This is a genomic window from Parabacteroides sp., assembly GCF_977054455.1.
In genome coordinates, this window is record NZ_CDRTCT010000024.1 from 36962 (window position 1) to 53709 (window position 16748).

The following is a 16748-nucleotide window of genomic DNA, read 5'->3' on the forward strand; positions in this document are numbered from 1 at the left end:
ATTATTTCTTATATACCAAATTTATCTACCGTTTTTTTTATTTGGCTCTGATTTTTTCCTTGAATTTAACCAACTGTTTCTCCAAGGCTTCTACACATTCGTCAATTGATTCTTCAAAAGTGTCATTTACCTTTTCGGCAAAACAATCTCCATTTTTAATAATCAACCGGATAGCTGCTTCTTTATTCTTTGCAGATTCTGGTTTTACAACCTTCAAACTGACTTCTGCCGATATAATGCCGTCGAAATACTGTTCCAACTTAGACACTTTCTTCTGAATAAACGCTTCCAGCTGTTCTGTTGCGTCAAAATGGATTGCTTGAATTCTAATGTTCATAATAAACCTCCTTCTTTTTGTGCTCTTGGATGAGCATGATACACTTTTTTTAATTCCTCAAAGGTTGTATGTGTGTAAATACTGGTGGAAGCCAGACTGCTGTGCCCGAGTAACTCTTTCACGGCATTCAACTCCGCTCCATTATTCAACATACTTGTTGCAAACGAATGTCTTAATACGTGGGGGCTGCATTTTGCCAATGTCGGGATGTCGGAGAGCTTCTTTTTTACTATTGTATAAAGAATACCCGTTGACAACTGTTCTCCGTTCTTCCGGACAAAGAACCATCCGCTCCCTGCGCCAACTTCACGATTTCGGACTTCAGTGTATGCAAGCATCAAGTTTTTTAATCTTTCTGCAAAAGGAATCAACCGCTGCTTGTTACGCTTACCTGTCACCTTGACCTGCATGGCATCGTAGTCTATATCGGCATCTTGCAAACCGACCAGCTCCGAGCGCCTCACCCCGGTATCATAAAGCATTTCAAGTATCAGACGATCCCTCACCCCTTCAAAATCCTCATCAAACCCGTCTCCATCCAACAACTCTTCCATGTCCTTCTCTTTTACAAAGGTAGGTAACGGCTTCTTTGTTTTCGGACCGGTCACAAACCGTAACGGGTTTACAGAAACAAATCCCTGCTTCATAAGGAATTTAAAAAAAGACTTCAAAGAACTCAATTTCCGGTTGACAGACACGGGCGAAATCTTGTTATCCAACAAGGATATAATCCAATTCCGTACAATATCCGTATCCACTTCCTCCGGCACGAATATGCCTTCCTTCTTCTCTTTCACAAAATCTTCGAATTGCTGCAAATCCCTGAAATAAGCATCAAGCGTATATTCGGAATAGTTCCGCTCATACCGAAGATATTCTAAAAATGAATCAATAAGCATATTCACGTTGCATCAACTTTTATGCAACGAAAATAGGAATAAGAATCCAATAAAACAAGCCTGGCAGATAGATTTTGTATTTTTATTCTTCTATCTGCTGTAATTGTTGAACGTAAACAGCACGCATAGTTTGTTTTCTCTTTGCTACAGAGGGTTTTTCGAAAGCCTGACGGTTTCTCAATTCTTTTACCACACCTGTTTTTTCAAACTTTCTTTTGAATTTCTTCAGCGCTTTTTCAATGTTTTCGCCTTCTTTTAATGGAACTACGATCATAATTTAATTTATTATATTGTTTAATTACTATATCCACAAATTGGGCAGCAAAATTACTGATTGTTTCGGGATTAGCAAAACTTTCCGTAAATATTTTTCAGAAATCCTCCATACGGAAAGGAGGATAAGCAATTCCTTTTTCGGTGATAATCGCAGTTATCAAGTCGTGAGGAGTAACATCAAAAGCCGGGTTATAGGCCCTCACTCCTTCGGGAGCCATCCGCGAAGCATACCACATGTCCGTAATTTCTTCCGGATCGCGTTCCTCGATCACGATCGAATCTCCATCCGGGCAATCCAAATCAATGGTGGATGTCGGGCCCAAGACATAAAAAGGGATACCGTAATGACGGGCCAGGATCGCCACCCCCGAAGTCCCGATCTTATTGGCCGTATCGCCATTTGCCGCCACCCGGTCGCAACCGACCACGACTGCCTGCACCCAACCTTTCCGCATGACGGCCGATGCCATATTGTCACAGATCAAGGTAACATCCACGCCTGCCTTCTGCAATTCGTAGGCCGTCAGGCGTGCGCCTTGCAACAACGGACGCGTCTCATCGGCAAACACCTTAAAACCATATCCGCGTTCTTCCCCTAAATAAACCGGCGCCAGAGCCGTCCCATATTCCGACACTGCCAGATGGCCGGCATTGCAATGTGTCAGGATTCCCATTCCCGGACGCAATAAGGAAAGGCAGTTCTCCCCTATCTTCCGGCAAGCAGCCGCATCTTCCGTCCGGATCGCCTCCGACTCGGCACGCAAAAGTCGCACGATTTCCGGAACGGGCTTCATCGGATGAACGGCCACGACTTTTTCCATCCGGTTCAAAGCGGCAACCAAATTGACCGCAGTCGGGCGGGAAGAGGCCAGGTAATTCTTGATTCGTAGGAACTCACGGTAAAACCCGTCGTAAGCGCCAGCCGCAATCTGCCGGCTACATACATAAATGCCATAGGCAGCAGCAATCCCGATAGCCGGCGCCCCGCGTACCTTCAATTTATATATGGCATTCCAGATCTCTTCTGCCGAAGAAAGGGCGACATAGACTTCGGCTCCCGGCAAGCGGGTCTGGTCCAGGATAATCACCGCACTCTCGTCTTGGCTCAGACGGACCGTCTTCAAATCGGTTATATGGGTATTCATCTTTAATATAATGTATAGGCACAACCGTGCATATTAAACAAAAACGCTTGCCGGAAAAGCCCGACCTATCGTAATCGTTTGCCGACAATTGACGGCAGGCAAGTCTTTCTGCGCGAAGATATAAAATAATGCTGTTCCCGCTATCGTTTATCGGCCATCTATTTTACAAAAATCTTTTATCGGCGGTTGAGGTCTATCACGGGAAATTTAATAACTTTGCCATATTAGTAACGTCTACATAAAACAAGATGCGATGAAAACAAACATTTCCGAACGCATTGCCGCCCTGAGGGAAGCAATGAAGTTGCATAAAATCGATGCTTATATCATTCCGACCTCCGACCCTCACATGAGTGAATATCCTGCCGACTGCTGGAAATACCGCGAATGGATTTCCGGATTCACCGGTTCGGCCGGAACAGTTGTAATCACGGCCGATAAAGCCGGACTTTGGACCGACTCCCGCTATTTCCTGCAAGCCTCCACCCAATTGGAAGGGACAGGCATCGAGCTTTTCAAAATGATGTTGCCCGAGACCCCGACCATCCCGGAGTTCTTAGCACACGAATTGGAAGAGGGACAGACCGTCGGCCTGAACGGCGAGACATACAGTCTGGCAGATGCCCGCACACTGGAAAAGTCGCTGGCGGAAAAAGAGATCAAACTGGACACAAACGCTTCGCTGATCGATCCGATCTGGAAAGAACGCCCCGCCATGCCGGAAGCTCCGATGTTTGAAATGCCGGTCGAACTCAGCGGGAAATCAGTCGAAGACAAACTTCTCGATATCAACAAAATGTTGCATAAGGCAGGAGCCGACTGCACCATCCTCTCCGCATTGGACGAAGTGGCCTGGACCTTCAACATCAGAGGAACGGACGTTGCCTATAATCCGGTCGTCATCAGTTACGCATTCGTTTCCGAGAAAGAAAGCGTTCTGTTCGTGAATCCGAAGAAGCTCCCCGCCGAAATCGCAGAGCATCTAAAGAAAGAAGGAGTGACACTGGCCGATTACGGCATGTTGGCGACCTTCCTCTCACGGCTACCGGAACGGACACGGGTGTTTATCGACAGCAAACGGACCAACGTGGCCATCTACAATGCCCTGCCCGAAAGCAGTATCCTGATAGAAGGGATCTCGCCCGCCAACCACCTGAAAAGCATCAAGAACGAGACCGAGATAAAAGGCTTCCGCAACGCAGTCCTGAAAGACGGCATCGCCATGACCAAATTCTATTTCTGGCTGGAAAAAAGGCTTAAAGCCGGAGAAAGGGTGACGGAACTGAGTGCCGCCGCCAAGTTGACGGAACTACGCGCCGAACAGCCCCAATACGTCATGGACAGCTTCGCCAGCATATCCAGCTACGGCCCGCACGGAGCGGTCGTACACTATTCTCCTACTCCCGAAACGGATACGGAGTTGAAAACGGACAGTCTGTACCTGCTCGACTCCGGCGCCCAGTATTTGGACGGGACGACCGACATCACCCGTACGATCGCCCTTTGCGACGAGCCGAGCGAGCAGATGAAGAAGGACTTCACCCGCGCCCTGAAAGGCACGATCGGAATTGCCAAATGCAAATTCCCCGCAGGCATACGGGGCTGCCTGATCGACGCTTTCGCCCGCAAATCCTTGTGGGATGCCGGCATCAACTACCTGCACGGGACCTGCCACGGCATCGGCCATTGCCTGAACGTGCACGAAGGGCCGCAAAGCATCCGCATGGAAGAAAACCCGGTAATCCTGGAACCGGGCATGGTGATGAGCGACGAACCGGCCATGTACCGTCCCGGCGAATATGGCATCCGTACCGAGAACATGATCCTGATCCGCGAAGACAGTGAAACGGAATTCGGAAAGTTCCTCGGCTTCGAGACGCTGACTTTATGTCATATCGATACGAAACTGGTCATCCCGTCCATGCTTTCCGTACGCGAGCATGCCTGGCTGAACAAATACCACCAGATGGTGTACGACTTGGTAAGCCCGCATCTGAACGAAGAAGAGAAGGCTTGGTTAAAAGAAAAAACGGCAGAAATCTAACTAATTAAAAATTGAAAGTTGAAAATTGAAAATTAAAGAGAGTAAACATAATTTTCAATTTTCAATTTCCAATTCTCAATTTCCAAATTATGGCTTTAATAAAATCAGTAAGAGGCTTTACCCCTCAAATAGGTAAAGACACGTTTTTAGCAGACAACGCCACCATTATCGGCGATGTCGAGATAGGCGAAGGTTGCAGCATCTGGTTCGGGACCGTGTTGCGAGGTGATGTCAACTCCATCCGGATCGGCAACGGGGTGAATATACAGGACGGCTCCGTCCTGCACACCCTATACGAGAAATCGACGATTGAGATCGGCGACGACGTGTCGGTCGGCCACAATGTCACGATCCACGGGGCAAAGATATGCAACGGCGCCCTGATCGGGATGGGCTCGGTCGTACTGGACCACGCCGTGATCGGCGAAGGGGCGATCGTCGCCGCCGGCTCGGTCGTGCTGAGCAAGACCATCGTCGAGCCGGGAAGCATCTACGCCGGCGTACCGGCCAAGTTCGTAAAGAAAGTGGACCCGGAACAGGCGAAGGAGATCAATCAGAAGATCGCCAAGAACTATCACATGTACTCGTCCTGGTATAAATAAGAAAAATAGATGAAAAGGATTGGATGGGCAATGCTTTCGGTTGCCTGCTGTATAGGAGGTTTTCTGGCATTGCCCTCCAACTATTACCTGCGTAGGGCACTCACCCATTTCCTGCCCAAGATCGACCAGTACCCGATCTTCGAGAACCGGATCGTCAAAGCAGGCGATCCTGCTCCATGGCTACAAGCGGAAGCTTATAACACTTGCTCGATACCGGAAAAATATCTTCCGGTATTCAATGACTTAGAGACAGTCGCCTATGTTGTCATACAAGACAGCATGCTGCTTTTCGAACAGTATTGGGAAGATTATTCGCCGAAATCGCACAGCAACTCGTTTTCAATGGCCAAAAGCATTGTTTCTCTGGCCGTCGGATGCGCCATAGACGACGGGGTGATCCGGGACGTCGACCAGCCGGTCAATGACTTTTTCCCCGAATTCGACGGATATAACGGAAAACCGCTCACCATCCGCCATCTGCTGACGATGAGTGCGGGAGTCGATTTCCAGGAGGCTTATTCCTCTCCTTTCTCTCCCACTACACAGCTTTACTACGGAAACGATCTGCATAAGATCGCTTTCGGCATGAGAGAAATCGCCGAGCCGGGTGTAAACTTTATCTATCAAAGCGGGGTGACGCAGCTTCTCGCGTTCCTGGTTGAAAAAGCGACGGGAGAAAACATCAGTTCCTATGTCTCCCGTAAGCTCTGGACGCCTTTGCAGGCCGAAGAAAACGCCTTATGGAGCCTGGACAAAAAGGAAGGCATGGAAAAGGGATATTGCTGCTTCAACAGCAACGCCCGCGATTTTGCCCGTTTCGGACAACTCATCCTGAATAACGGGAGTTGGGACGGCAGGCAACTGATCTCCGAAAGTTATCTGAAAGAAGCGACCACGCCCGACACGACTCTTCTCTTCAAGGAATATAATGAAACGAACCGCTGTTATGGCTTCCAGTTCTGGCATCTGAACTACAAAGGTATGGATATCCCGTACATGCGGGGAATACTCGGACAGTACGTCTTCATCATCCCCGACAAAAACGCCGTTGTTGTCCGCCTCGGCCACAAACGCAGCAAGACACGGACGGCACAACACTATCCGGACGATATCGATACCTGGTCGGCAGCAGCACTGGATATCATGGAACAGGGTAAACAACACAATTGCAAATGAAAGAATACAAATACATCCTGCTGGATCTGGACGGTACGATTACCGATCCGAAGATCGGCATCACCCGATGCGTCGAATATGCATTGAACCATTTCGGCATACAGGTAAACGACCTCCGTGAGTTATGTCCTTTTATCGGTCCCCCCTCCTGGACTCGTTCCGGGATTTCTATCATTTCACGGACGAACAGGCCAAAGAGGTAACCTGGTGTTCCATCAATAGCACAGCCATTTTATCAGATATCGGCAAAGCATGTCTCCGCCGAAGATCCCCACGCAGTAGAGGATTCCCAACCTGTAGCCTTTCAGGTTACAGGACACTTTCAATGCCTGGAACATCCAGACCAAAGTCCAGATCATAAACACGAAAGCAACGAGCGACAACCACATCCCGATGATAAATCCGGGCTGTTGCATGATCTCTGCCGGAGACATGTTCACGTCTATCTGTGCGAGCTTCTGCATAGGCGGCAAGAAGTTAAAAAGGTTCATGACGATCAACGGCAATTGTGCGAAAACGACCGTCCCCAACACATCGACCACCCGTATGCGTGAACGGGAAAGCAACAGTCCTCCCAGATAAAACATAACAGCCGGAATCAGCCAAACGGCAAGGTGCTCTACCGCATAGCACCACCAGGCCGGATTCGGAGCCGGACCAAAATGTAGCAACCCGTGATAATGCCAGCCGGAATAATAAGAAAGAGCTGTCGATACCCCCATTCCAGCCAGTCCCCAAAGCAATGCTTCCAAGCCGGCAATCCGTTCAAAAGGATTAATCAATCCATAAAGATGTTGTTTGTTCATAAGCTATTCGATTTTATTCAGTTTATCAATCAGATCGTCTAAGATATTCCGGACAGTCGGATAACTGACTCCCATACTCTTCGCCATATCCTTCAGGCTACCGCTGGACTTGATGAAGTCGATTACAAACTGCTGTTCCTTATCCGTCAGTTTTGCCAGTACAGGCAGTTCAAACGTACCGCACACCTCCGTATCGCATTGTCCACAAAACATCCGGCCCACTTTCAGAGGCGCGTCACAAGCCGGACACCGCAAGGGCAGTCTTCTTTTGATCTCGTTGTTCATAGGCTTCTTTCTTATTATTGTTTATACCGGACTAAAAGATTACTTTACAACAAAAGTATTCAATAATTCATAAATATGCAAGAAATAATAAATATTATTCATTATAAGATTAATATTATTCAATCAAAAAATATAATTATTCCAATCATCCTTGTTCCGGCATGATCCGGACAAAGGAGCTTAATTGACCGTCAGACACCTGCATGTAAAGAAATTAAACTACTTTTGTGGCAAGACACTTAAAAACGAAACAAATTATATCATGAGAAAGAACAATCTGTGGATAACAGCCCTCGCGTTCGGGCTATCGTTATCGGCCTACGGGCAGGGCAGGCAGGAAGGCGGCATCTCGTCCGGGATGTTGCAGGAAATCAAGCAAGCCTACAAAGGAACGCCGGCCGACAAAGCCATTCACAACGCGATCGCGGGCAACGACATCAACCGCCTGGCCGTCGACAACGATAGTAAAAACAATTTCGACACCTACTTTTCCGACAAGGTGAACAGCAAAGGGATCACGAACCAGAAATCCTCCGGCCGTTGCTGGTTGTTTACGGGGCTGAACGTGATACGTGCACAGGTCATCGCCAAGTATAACCTGCCGGAATTCGAACTCTCGCAGAACTACAACTTCTTCTGGGACCAGCTTGAGAAGGCCAACCTTTTCCTGCAAGGGATCATCGACACACGTGAAAAGCCGATCGACGACAAGATGGTGGAATGGCTGTTCAAGAATCCGATCGGAGACGGCGGACAGTTCACCGGTATCTCCGACAACCTGATGAAATACGGCATCGTCCCTTCCGGCGTCATGGTCGAGACCTATAGCAGCGACAATACCGGCCGCATGTCCAACCTGATCGGCCTGAAACTGAAAGAATACGGATTGGAATTGCGCGACGCCAAAGGCTCGAAACCGGAAACACTGGCAAAACGCAAGACCGAGATGCTGGGCGAAATCTACCGTATGCTGGTCCTCAACCTCGGAGAACCGCCTACGAAATTCACCTGGACACGCAAAGACGCAAGCGGCAAACCGGTCGAGACAAAAGAATACACCCCGCAATCGTTCTACCGGGAATTCGTGGGCGAAGATTTGAAGAACAACTATGTCATGCTGATGAACGATCCGAGCCGCGACTACTATAAATTATATGAGATCGACTTCGACCGCCATGCCTACGACGGCAAGAACTGGACCTATGTCAACCTTCCGATAGAAGATATCAAGGAAATGGCGATCGCCTCTATCAAAGACAGCACCATGATGTATTTCTCTTGTGATGTAGGCAAATTCTTCGACCGGGGGCGGGGTGTACTGGATGTAAACTATTATGATTACGGTTCGCTGATGGGCACGACTTTCGGCATGGACAAGAAGCAACGCATCCAGACCTTTGCCAGCGGTTCTTCCCACGCCATGACCTTGATGGCGGTAGACCTCGATGCCGGCGGCCGGCCGAAGAAATGGATGGTGGAAAACAGTTGGGGGCCGGGAGCCAACAACGGACACCTGATCATGACGGACGAATGGTTCGACGAATACATGTTCCGCTTGGTTGTCGACAAGAAATACATCACCAACAAGGTCAAGGACGTACTGAAGCAAACACCGACCCGCCTGCCGGCTTGGGATCCGATGTTTGCTGAAGAAGAGTAAAAGGGAATTTTCAATTGTCAACAGTCCCGAAGGGGAGCGTGTATCGTGATCCAGACGCCCTCCCCTTCGGGGCGTGCCTTCAAAGCCTTCATCAGGCGGTGAAGCCATAGGCGTGAATCGATAAGGGCGGGTTCATGCCCTTCCGCATCCCGCGCCTGCCCGACCAAGATACACCCCGCGGTGTCGTTGCGGTCGTTCCCCGCATGGATGCGGATTCCCTCGAATCGGGGGACATGAAGCAACAGGGGGAGCCAACGGGCGAATTTAGGCGAAAAGGTAACCACCACCGGATAACGTCCTTCGGGGATAGCGGTTTCCCCCGCGATCTTGCGTCCCGGATGCCCGGGAGCGATGTCGCGCCAGACCGGTTCCAATGTATCACAAAAATAATTACCGTCTATCGCCAGGCAGCCCGTCGTACAGGCCTTATGCTTGATTGTTCTTGTCAGTGTCAGTTCCATAAGATTTATATTTTAATTCCGATTTCACTTATATTTCAATTTTTGGTAATTGTCATTTGTCATTATTGTAATGTAATGGCGGCATCTCCATTGGTTGAGCATGTTCCGGGTCCCTCCGGCATCCATGCCCTGGCTTTGGCGGATACGGATGGCATCGGCAATGGTGAACGGGTCAGGTAGCATTTCCAACAGGTTGCGCCTTCCTCGCTTAAGGGTTTCACCCTCGCGCGTGTCGCGCATTGCCGTTTCGGTATCTGCCCCGAAAAACTCCATTTTGCACCACATGTCATACTCCATGCTCCAACGAATGAAATCCTCGATCGTTTTATCCCACCGGCATCCGTGTGCCACATAGAGCACGCACGCCTTCAGGTAAGCGATCACGCCCGCACGGAACGAAAGGTTCTCGAACACGCGCGACTGGGTCAACCGGGCTTCTTCGGCATTTTCCTCCTTCAACTTTTCCGCCAGGCGGAACGCTCCGGGACAATCGACAAGCCCGGTAGCACGCGTCAGGTTTTCGATATAGGGGCGGATCGATTCATCGAAAGCGGCATCATAAGACCCATAGACCGGCATGTCGGCGCCGATTTCGCGTTCGGGGATCGTACAAAAATTGATGCGCGAAACAGGCCCGTCTGTCAACACCCGCGAGAAGTAACGCTTCCCCTTTTGGACGGTCGTGGCGGCATTCCAATTGAAGCGGATAGTGACTTTCTCGGTGATCGATTGCGTGCCCACGCGGGTCTGCCCGTACCGGTTGCCGGGGTCGAACGCCAGGCACATGATCTGAAATTGCTGGCCTCCGCGCCCTGTCCCCCTGAGCGCGTCGAACTGGTCGATCTCGTTCATCTTCGTATAGAGGAAATGCCCGGCGGCCTCGGCCGTTCGCATCACGAAAGCGGGGTTCGTCATGTCGGCATCTATCTCCTGTATCACCAAGCCTTCAGGACGTTTGCGCTTGTCCTTGTTCGCCCCTTTCGAGTTGACTTCGTCCTTCCATTCACGCTCGCGGCGTAGGTTTTCTTCATCCCGGCGGCGGATGTCAGCCATGATGCGGTTGATCGGTTCGGAGATGCAATCCTTTCCGGCCCCGGTCCCGGCCATGAGGACGTTCATCAGGGTTGCTTCGTGCTCCACATTGTCGATATAGCGGAAGCGAACGCGCCAAAGGTGTGCCGCCAAGGGGGGAAAGATGGCGTGCGCCACCGCCGGCTTGTAAAGGTCGGGCGTACCCGAGAGAAGCAACTTCACTAAGGGAGGCAATTTCTCCGGCATCGGTGGAGGCAGGCGCCGCCCCTCCCCTTGCCCTTCTTCGAAGGGGTCCGCTTCCGCCTTTTCCCTCTTTTCGGCACACCGGATGGCATCTTTCAACACCTTCGGCATATCGGAACAAAACTTCGAGGCGCAGGCCGAATGAATCACCCCGCGCATTTCCTCTTCCGGCAAATCGAAGCGGGGCATGACCTTCAACAACAATCGTTCGTCGTTATCTGTAATGTAGCGCAAATGGCAAGCCAATTTGTGCAACTTGGTGTTACGTTCTCCTTGTACGGGTTCGCCCCCCATGATGGCGAACCATTCGGCGATGATGTCGGCATAAGAAATGCCTTTGAATTTCATTGGTTCCTCCTCCTTTTCCGTCTCCTGAAGGGGGCGGCAAGGGAGAGGGGGCTCCTGTTCTTTTGCCGCCCCCTTCAGAGGACGGTCGGCGAAGAGTTTCTCCCGGTCGAGGTAGAGGATATAGTCTTCGGGGACGACAAACGAGCATCGCGCCAAATCCTTGACCGCCCCGTCGTAGTTCTCATCCCCCAACCGTCCGCTCATCCATTTCTGCGCCCCGGGCAGGTCCATCCCTTCAGGGATGACGAAAAAGAAGCGCAATCCCTCGCTCGAGGGGGTCACATGTGCCAGGACGATGCCGAGCTCCGCCGCTCTCCCCTCCACCTTCCGGGCGAAATAGCCGCGAGGGTCGGCAATATGGTCGATGTCGTACATCGATAATCCGCTCGGCACGGCATCGGCATTCAAACGGCGTCCGTTCTTGAAGGTGGCATGGGGCGTGATGACGGGCAGCGTCTTCTTGCGTTCGGCCTTGAAAGTATCGAAGTCTTCTTTCGACATTTCTCCCCTGCGTGCCTTTTCCAATGCATCTTCTATCTCGGCACAGATCCTGCCTACCCACGGATAACGGATCGCCTGGTCGAACAATTCGGGGGTACAGACCTGCACCACCCTGCTTTTTACGTTATTTGATATCCCGAAACTCATAAAATTCTTTTATATTAAAATGTTTACGTATTTTTGTGTAAAATTTTCGTTCCCATTAAAATACGGGAGTATCCGTGTTTTTTAATGGATTTATAGATTAAGGCAGATTGCCCGGGATGGGTCATCTGCCTCTTTTTTTTCAATGATAACGTTCGATGGTGTCGAGCACGTCGTCTACGAAACCGCTTGCCTCGCGGCTTTCGTCTTCGATGGCCTCGGAAGGGATGACCCCCGACTCGTCGAGGCTGACGTGCAGGGTAAGGCGTACCCGCTTGTCATTCACACTCACGCGGCCGTGGCGCAGACGGACGTATTTCGAGCCGGCGGATTCGGCGTCGCGGCGGACATGCTCGTTGAAGTTCCCCTCCTCCGGCGTCACCAACCCGATAGAGCCTTGCACGCGGCATCTTCTATCCACCATCCGGCGATACGTGCTGTCCGGGATTTGAATTTTCAGTTCCATACGATTTTATGTTTTATGATTTATGATTTATGATTTTTGTCCGCCCGTTCAGATCAATTTCGTGATGACGATCTGGTTGTCAAAACGTTCCGCCCCGTTCTTGTCGGTATAGCGGCGGGCACGCAAGAAACATTGTACACGATGGGTAGCGTTCGGATCGAACTCGCCTGCTCCGACTGCCCCCTCGCCCTGTATTTCTGCGTAGAACTCGTCGATGCCGTCCGTCAGGTGGAAGCCCCGGCTGTTAAAGGTTCTCGACTGCCCGTCACGGTCGGTGTAGGTCCGGGCTTGAAGCGGATACTGATGCAAAATAGTTACATACTTTTCCATGTTGCTTTATTTGTTTACAGGTCGGGAGCATCCAAAATGAAAATGCCCCCGTGAACCGGTTTGATCCGGTCACGGGGGCAAAGATAATACCTCAAGAAGAGGCAAAACTGCTACGGGGTTGGCACGCCGTAGCAGGTACAGGTGAGAAAATTGCAGCTGAGGGGACTCAGCTCAATACACTTTTCAATTTATCTAAAAAACGTAATGTTTTCTTTTGTGATTGCGCCTTGGCGTTGGCGCCCCGGAGCGTTTCGGGCTTCATCTCCCACAGGTCTCCGAACACCTGCCAGAGGTTCTTGATGCCAAGCCGCGTGGCAAGCATGCCTGCCAGCACTCCCTTTTCAGCGTTGGAAAGAGCGAGGGGCTTGTTATGCTCGTCGAGGATGCCCGCCTCTGCCAGCTTTCGAAAAAGCTCGCAGGCTTGTACGGTCGAAAGAGGGGAGTCCGCCGCATCTTCACCCTTTTCCCTTTCACTTTTCACGTTTCCTCTTCCGGCATTCGCCTCTCCGCTTCCACCGGCATTGATGTAAACGTTCGTATTGTCGTGGATTTCGAACATCGGCGCGTTGAAGGTCACCGGCGCGTTGAACGACATTCCCGGTATCCTCCCCGAAGTTTTATCCTCTTGTTTCTTCTCTTCCATATTCATTCCGTTTTCCCGATATTGACCGTTCCGTTGCCATTCACATCACACAGGGGCTTGTTGAATTGCACCATCGGCGCCGGATCTTTCGTGCCGAGGTGGTTAAGCCGGTCGCGGTCGGGTGACGAGGCTGTCCGGAACATCTTGAGGAGGAAAAAAGCGAGTTTCCTGACCTCCTCGTTTTGCGAAGCAGGGTATTCCTCCAACATGGAAATGCATTCCGCAAGCGAATGGCGTTCCGTTTGCCTCCACAAATCGAAATCGGCCTTCAGAAGGTCCACCTCCTTCCGCAAATCTTCCACCTCCCCGTCTTTCAGAGCCGTTTCTTGGCGCAACCTCACGAGGGCTTCCGATAGCTTCTTTACCGCATCCTCGAGGATCGCTATCCGCTTGTCCTGCTTGTAAATCTGCTCGTTCTGACATTCGTTCTGCTCCAAAAGCTGTTTTACGCGCCTTCTCAGATAATCCGCACGTTCTTCTTCCGGGGCCTTCTCGAGCAAGGCCTGGAATTCCGGAAAAGAATCAGCCAGTTCTTTTGTGTCCAGATGCATAGCTTCCCCGATTTGTTCTAACAGGGTCTCTGTCGGTACATGGGTTTCCATACTCTCGAGTTTTTCAGAAAAGTTCCGCCCTCTCACTTGAGCGGGCTACCAAGAACCAATCTCTACGGCACAAAGTTAAGGAAAAAAATCATATACGTCATCTTTTTTAATCATTACATGACAATAATGACAATAATGACAATTACAATAATGCAAGAGAGAGAACAAAGAAGACTTTATATTATATATATATATAAATATATATATATATAATATAACCCCTATAAGGGGGGGGGGTGATCCCCCGATATGTTTATTGTAGTTGTCATTATTGTCATTATTGTCATTCCACTTCTTAGGGGGGAGCAAACGGCCGAAGAGGCAAAACATAGTTTTATCCCCCGCAAAACCCTATTTTCAGGGGGGGAAACCTGAATTCTGTCTTTGTTAACATATTTTTACGCCTTAACCCCCTTCCGGATTTGCAAAAGGGGTATGGCGACCCATATATTTGCATTATCAAATCAAAAAAAATTCACTAACCCTTAAACTTAAAAACATCATGGCAACAGGAACATTGAAATTCAAAAAAGTGCAGATGAAGACCCGCGCAAAGGATGCGGAGGGCAAATACGTCGAACAGGAGAAATGGTACGGACGCGCCGCACAGGACGGCACGGTCGAGTTCGAAGACTTTGTCACCCACATGAGCGAACACAACTCCCCCTATTCGCGTGGCGTGATCCACGGCGTGCTGACCGACATGCTGGATTGCCTCAAGGAGATGGTGCTGGAAGGCAAGAGCGTCCGCTTCGGCGACATCGGCCTCTTCTCCATCGGAATGAGCTCCGCCCCCGCCGACTCGCGCGACGACTGGACGGCAACGAAGGTGAAAGGCGTGCACCTCATCGTCCGCAACACGAAAAAATGGAGCAATGCCGAACTTCGCAAGAAGATCTCCTTCCGCGAACTGCCTTCCTACGACGGCGGCGAGCCGGCTCCGGGCGGCGGCGGCGAAGAGGAGCGTCCGGGAGAACTTTAGGAAATTAAAAATTAAAAATTAAAAATTAAAAAATAAGAGTGGGGATTGGGGGGGATTGATTTTTTGGGCAATGCCTCGGTTTCTTATTCTTTAATTCTTTAATTCTTTTTAATTCTTTAATTATTTTTTAACTCTTAATTATTAATTCTTAATTTAAAAACAACATGAGCGAAAAGAGCAAAAAAGACATCTGGAAGTTGATCATCCAGACCATCATCACGATCCTGACCGCTATCGGGACTTCACTGGGAGTAACCTCCTGCGTATAGTCTCATCCCCTTAAGGCAAAGAGAGAGATCCCCCGGGAGGCGCCCCCGGGGATCTTCATCCATCCGTTTTTTTTATAAATAACTATTTTTACAACCCGGCATATATAAATAAAACATATATTTGTATTGCCTTAAATACTGACAATCATGGCTAATATCAAATTGAACATCATCCCCAATGCAAGAACTGTTACAACAGCAGTAAAAGAAAGCGCAAGTTATTTCCTGTGCCCGGCAAATACCGTTATGACAGGACGTTACCATACCGGCGACGAAAACGGGCAAACCCAGTATGAGTATGCGACACTAAAAGCCGTAGATGAGAACGGAATACCGGTTTCGGGAACAATTACGGTCGAAGATGTAAAATGGGACTCCCCATTGAAAGAATCTTCCGGAAATGGTTATGACGCACCGGCAAACCGTGTCATAGTAGGCCGCCAGCATCATGGCGATGAAAACGGGCAAACGCAATATGCAACAGCCATCATCAAATTTAACGGAGAAGCCACATACGTGGAAAATTCCTTATCATCCAGTGCTATAAAAGAGTCCTCGGGTATTTGGTTCAAAACAAATTCCGAGCGAGTAATAATAGGGAGACACCATAGCGGCGATGAAAACGGGAATACATTTTATTATAGCGGGGTTATTACGACCCAATTCGACCCGGAAGAAAATATCCGGGTAATCGTCGCCTTGCATCCCGATGAAAAATATTATCCGATGGAACCGCTTGAGTTTATTAAAAGATCAAGATTCCGCAGACATGTTTCGGGAGGATCGGACGACGGATATAACAAAAACACACGTTCATTCGTGAATGGCGATAGCCATGCTCCAGAATATTACGACATTCCGGTATCAATCATCAACACATTCTATATCGCGGATTTCCAGAAAAATCTAAGACCGCGAGACGATAACAGCCTCGGAATCGGAGAAGTTTTCTTACAACCGGATGACCATCCGGTTGGTGACAAAACCCCCACCGGCAAAGTACCTGTTTTCACTCACTCGTCCACTTATGTAAAAGACGGGCAAACAAGAGAACGAAAGGAGTTTTGGATGTTTTACGGCTACAACAGTGTAGAAAGCGGTCTTTTTAGAGGAGAGCACCAGGGGGATTGGGAAAGAGTCACGTTGGACATCTATAATTACAAAATAGTTGGAGCCTGGCTGGATCATCATGGCGATTCTGTATATTATACAACTAACCAGCTTGAAATCACAGAATCCAATGGCGTTCAAACATTAAAAGTTTATAGCGCAATAGGATCGCATGCTACATACGAAGGTGTTGGAAGTTTTGACAAACCGTTGGTAGCTAATGATCACACCGGCAATGGTTATCAATGGGAAATTACCAAAAAGACAGCAAACCTGAATGATCAACCGTGGAAATATTATGCCGGCGCATGGGGAGAAGTCGGTATGGCAAAATATAGTACCGGTCCTTTAGGCCCTTGGTATAAAAGAATGGATTTTTAATCTTAT

The 16748-nt window shown here is 49.4% G+C and carries 19 protein-coding genes and 1 pseudogene; 8 read left to right on the forward strand and 12 right to left on the reverse strand.

The window, feature by feature from the left end; all coding sequences use genetic code 11:
- Positions 1 to 37: 37 nt before the first annotated feature.
- The 4 genes from hpf to mtnA all read right to left on the reverse strand — a co-directional run bounded on the left by hpf (position 38) and on the right by mtnA (position 2657).
- The gene (hpf, locus tag ACW6QF_RS13000) at positions 38 to 337 is read right to left on the reverse strand and encodes a ribosome hibernation-promoting factor, HPF/YfiA family (RefSeq protein WP_298554252.1); all 300 of its coding nucleotides are present in this window, start codon (positions 335 to 337) and stop codon (positions 38 to 40) included.
- Positions 334 to 1236, reverse strand: coding sequence for a tyrosine recombinase XerC (locus ACW6QF_RS13005; RefSeq protein ID WP_298554278.1), 903 nt, complete (start codon positions 1234 to 1236; stop codon positions 334 to 336). The genes hpf and ACW6QF_RS13005 overlap by 4 nt, the downstream gene beginning before the upstream one ends.
- Positions 1237 to 1318: 82 nt before the next feature.
- Complete coding sequence (rpsU, locus tag ACW6QF_RS13010) at positions 1319 to 1510, reverse strand: 30S ribosomal protein S21 (protein ID WP_298554255.1); 192 nt, start codon at positions 1508 to 1510, stop codon at positions 1319 to 1321.
- A gap of 97 nt (positions 1511 to 1607) precedes the next feature.
- A complete protein-coding gene (gene mtnA, locus ACW6QF_RS13015) occupies positions 1608 to 2657 on the reverse strand; it encodes an S-methyl-5-thioribose-1-phosphate isomerase (RefSeq protein ID WP_456088141.1) in 1050 nt (349 codons plus the stop codon).
- A gap of 253 nt (positions 2658 to 2910) precedes the next feature.
- On the opposite strand from mtnA, the gene ACW6QF_RS13020 reads away from it, so the two are divergent.
- The 4 genes and pseudogenes from ACW6QF_RS13020 to ACW6QF_RS13035 all read left to right on the forward strand — a co-directional run.
- On the forward strand, positions 2911 to 4701 hold the full coding sequence (locus ACW6QF_RS13020; protein WP_456088142.1) for an aminopeptidase P family protein: 1791 nt from the start codon (positions 2911 to 2913) through the stop codon (positions 4699 to 4701).
- Between the two features lie 89 nt (positions 4702 to 4790).
- Positions 4791 to 5303 carry a gamma carbonic anhydrase family protein gene (locus ACW6QF_RS13025; RefSeq protein WP_298554264.1) on the forward strand — a complete coding sequence of 171 codons (513 nt, stop codon included), beginning with the start codon at positions 4791 to 4793 and terminating at the stop codon, positions 5301 to 5303.
- A gap of 9 nt (positions 5304 to 5312) precedes the next feature.
- Positions 5313 to 6479, forward strand: coding sequence for a serine hydrolase domain-containing protein (locus tag ACW6QF_RS13030; RefSeq protein ID WP_456088143.1), 1167 nt, complete (start codon positions 5313 to 5315; stop codon positions 6477 to 6479).
- Positions 6476 to 6684 (forward strand): annotated as a pseudogene (locus ACW6QF_RS13035) (HAD hydrolase-like protein); the annotation flags it as partial. The gene ACW6QF_RS13030 and the pseudogene ACW6QF_RS13035, both read left to right, overlap by 4 nt.
- A gap of 10 nt (positions 6685 to 6694) precedes the next feature.
- Here the strand turns inward: ACW6QF_RS13035 and ACW6QF_RS13040 are convergent.
- Complete coding sequence (locus tag ACW6QF_RS13040; RefSeq protein ID WP_456088144.1) at positions 6695 to 7285, reverse strand: YIP1 family protein; 591 nt, start codon at positions 7283 to 7285, stop codon at positions 6695 to 6697.
- Positions 7286 to 7288: 3 nt separating this feature from the next.
- Positions 7289 to 7570 (reverse strand): DUF2089 family protein, encoded by a 282-nt coding sequence (locus tag ACW6QF_RS13045; protein WP_186929066.1) that lies wholly within the window; start codon positions 7568 to 7570, stop codon positions 7289 to 7291.
- Positions 7571 to 7832: 262 nt separating this feature from the next.
- Between ACW6QF_RS13045 and ACW6QF_RS13050 the strand changes: the two genes are divergently transcribed.
- Positions 7833 to 9230, forward strand: a complete 1398-nt coding sequence (locus ACW6QF_RS13050) for a C1 family peptidase (protein WP_456088145.1) — start codon at positions 7833 to 7835, stop codon at positions 9228 to 9230.
- Between the two features lie 17 nt (positions 9231 to 9247).
- On the opposite strand, the gene ACW6QF_RS13055 is transcribed toward ACW6QF_RS13050, so the two are convergent.
- The 6 genes from ACW6QF_RS13055 to ACW6QF_RS13080 all read right to left on the reverse strand — a co-directional run bounded on the left by ACW6QF_RS13055 (position 9248) and on the right by ACW6QF_RS13080 (position 14000).
- Positions 9248 to 9691 carry a DUF5675 family protein gene (locus tag ACW6QF_RS13055; protein WP_456088146.1) on the reverse strand — a complete coding sequence of 148 codons (444 nt, stop codon included), beginning with the start codon at positions 9689 to 9691 and terminating at the stop codon, positions 9248 to 9250.
- A gap of 24 nt (positions 9692 to 9715) precedes the next feature.
- Positions 9716 to 11962, reverse strand: a complete 2247-nt coding sequence (locus tag ACW6QF_RS13060) for a BT4734/BF3469 family protein (protein WP_456088147.1) — start codon at positions 11960 to 11962, stop codon at positions 9716 to 9718.
- Between the two features lie 139 nt (positions 11963 to 12101).
- Positions 12102 to 12425, reverse strand: coding sequence for a hypothetical protein (locus ACW6QF_RS13065; protein ID WP_456088148.1), 324 nt, complete (start codon positions 12423 to 12425; stop codon positions 12102 to 12104).
- Positions 12426 to 12473: 48 nt separating this feature from the next.
- The gene (locus ACW6QF_RS13070) at positions 12474 to 12755 is read right to left on the reverse strand and encodes a hypothetical protein (protein ID WP_456088149.1); all 282 of its coding nucleotides are present in this window, start codon (positions 12753 to 12755) and stop codon (positions 12474 to 12476) included.
- A 166-nt stretch (positions 12756 to 12921) separates the two neighbouring features.
- Positions 12922 to 13404, reverse strand: coding sequence for a hypothetical protein (locus ACW6QF_RS13075; protein ID WP_456088150.1), 483 nt, complete (start codon positions 13402 to 13404; stop codon positions 12922 to 12924).
- Positions 13401 to 14000 carry a hypothetical protein gene (locus tag ACW6QF_RS13080; RefSeq protein WP_456088151.1) on the reverse strand — a complete coding sequence of 200 codons (600 nt, stop codon included), beginning with the start codon at positions 13998 to 14000 and terminating at the stop codon, positions 13401 to 13403. Before ACW6QF_RS13080 ends, ACW6QF_RS13075 begins: the two co-directional genes overlap by 4 nt.
- A gap of 502 nt (positions 14001 to 14502) precedes the next feature.
- On the opposite strand from ACW6QF_RS13080, the gene ACW6QF_RS13085 reads away from it, so the two are divergent.
- From ACW6QF_RS13085 to ACW6QF_RS13095, 3 genes are all read left to right on the forward strand, one after another.
- Positions 14503 to 14982: an HU family DNA-binding protein gene (locus ACW6QF_RS13085; protein WP_456088152.1), complete on the forward strand. Its 480-nt coding sequence runs from the start codon at positions 14503 to 14505 to the stop codon at positions 14980 to 14982.
- Positions 14983 to 15146: 164 nt separating this feature from the next.
- Positions 15147 to 15251, forward strand: a complete 105-nt coding sequence (locus tag ACW6QF_RS13090; RefSeq protein ID WP_456088153.1) for a smalltalk protein — start codon at positions 15147 to 15149, stop codon at positions 15249 to 15251.
- 147 nt (positions 15252 to 15398) lie between these two features.
- Entirely contained in the window at positions 15399 to 16742 is a 1344-nt protein-coding gene (locus ACW6QF_RS13095) for a Vps62-related protein (RefSeq protein ID WP_456088154.1), read from the forward strand.
- Positions 16743 to 16748: the final 6 nt, after the last annotated feature.

What these genes read in the sequence shown, in the direction of transcription:
- ACW6QF_RS13030 (WP_456088143.1), top strand. Translation starts at nt 5,313, where the DNA reads ATGAAAAGGATTGGATGGGCAATGCTTTCGGTTGCCTGCTGTATAGGA.
- ACW6QF_RS13055 (WP_456088146.1), bottom strand. Translation starts at nt 9,691, where the DNA reads ATGGAACTGACACTGACAAGAACAATCAAGCATAAGGCCTGTACGACG.
- ACW6QF_RS13005 (WP_298554278.1), bottom strand. Translation starts at nt 1,236, where the DNA reads ATGCTTATTGATTCATTTTTAGAATATCTTCGGTATGAGCGGAACTAT.
- ACW6QF_RS13090 (WP_456088153.1), top strand. Translation starts at nt 15,147, where the DNA reads ATGAGCGAAAAGAGCAAAAAAGACATCTGGAAGTTGATCATCCAGACC.
- ACW6QF_RS13080 (WP_456088151.1), bottom strand. Translation starts at nt 14,000, where the DNA reads ATGGAAACCCATGTACCGACAGAGACCCTGTTAGAACAAATCGGGGAA.
- ACW6QF_RS13040 (WP_456088144.1), bottom strand. Translation starts at nt 7,285, where the DNA reads ATGAACAAACAACATCTTTATGGATTGATTAATCCTTTTGAACGGATT.
- ACW6QF_RS13070 (WP_456088149.1), bottom strand. Translation starts at nt 12,755, where the DNA reads ATGGAAAAGTATGTAACTATTTTGCATCAGTATCCGCTTCAAGCCCGG.
- ACW6QF_RS13050 (WP_456088145.1), top strand. Translation starts at nt 7,833, where the DNA reads ATGAGAAAGAACAATCTGTGGATAACAGCCCTCGCGTTCGGGCTATCG.
- ACW6QF_RS13020 (WP_456088142.1), top strand. Translation starts at nt 2,911, where the DNA reads ATGAAAACAAACATTTCCGAACGCATTGCCGCCCTGAGGGAAGCAATG.
- ACW6QF_RS13085 (WP_456088152.1), top strand. Translation starts at nt 14,503, where the DNA reads ATGGCAACAGGAACATTGAAATTCAAAAAAGTGCAGATGAAGACCCGC.
- ACW6QF_RS13025 (WP_298554264.1), top strand. Translation starts at nt 4,791, where the DNA reads ATGGCTTTAATAAAATCAGTAAGAGGCTTTACCCCTCAAATAGGTAAA.
- rpsU (WP_298554255.1), bottom strand. Translation starts at nt 1,510, where the DNA reads ATGATCGTAGTTCCATTAAAAGAAGGCGAAAACATTGAAAAAGCGCTG.
- mtnA (WP_456088141.1), bottom strand. Translation starts at nt 2,657, where the DNA reads ATGAATACCCATATAACCGATTTGAAGACGGTCCGTCTGAGCCAAGAC.
- ACW6QF_RS13060 (WP_456088147.1), bottom strand. Translation starts at nt 11,962, where the DNA reads ATGAGTTTCGGGATATCAAATAACGTAAAAAGCAGGGTGGTGCAGGTC.
- ACW6QF_RS13045 (WP_186929066.1), bottom strand. Translation starts at nt 7,570, where the DNA reads ATGAACAACGAGATCAAAAGAAGACTGCCCTTGCGGTGTCCGGCTTGT.
- ACW6QF_RS13075 (WP_456088150.1), bottom strand. Translation starts at nt 13,404, where the DNA reads ATGAATATGGAAGAGAAGAAACAAGAGGATAAAACTTCGGGGAGGATA.
- hpf (WP_298554252.1), bottom strand. Translation starts at nt 337, where the DNA reads ATGAACATTAGAATTCAAGCAATCCATTTTGACGCAACAGAACAGCTG.
- ACW6QF_RS13095 (WP_456088154.1), top strand. Translation starts at nt 15,399, where the DNA reads ATGGCTAATATCAAATTGAACATCATCCCCAATGCAAGAACTGTTACA.
- ACW6QF_RS13065 (WP_456088148.1), bottom strand. Translation starts at nt 12,425, where the DNA reads ATGGAACTGAAAATTCAAATCCCGGACAGCACGTATCGCCGGATGGTG.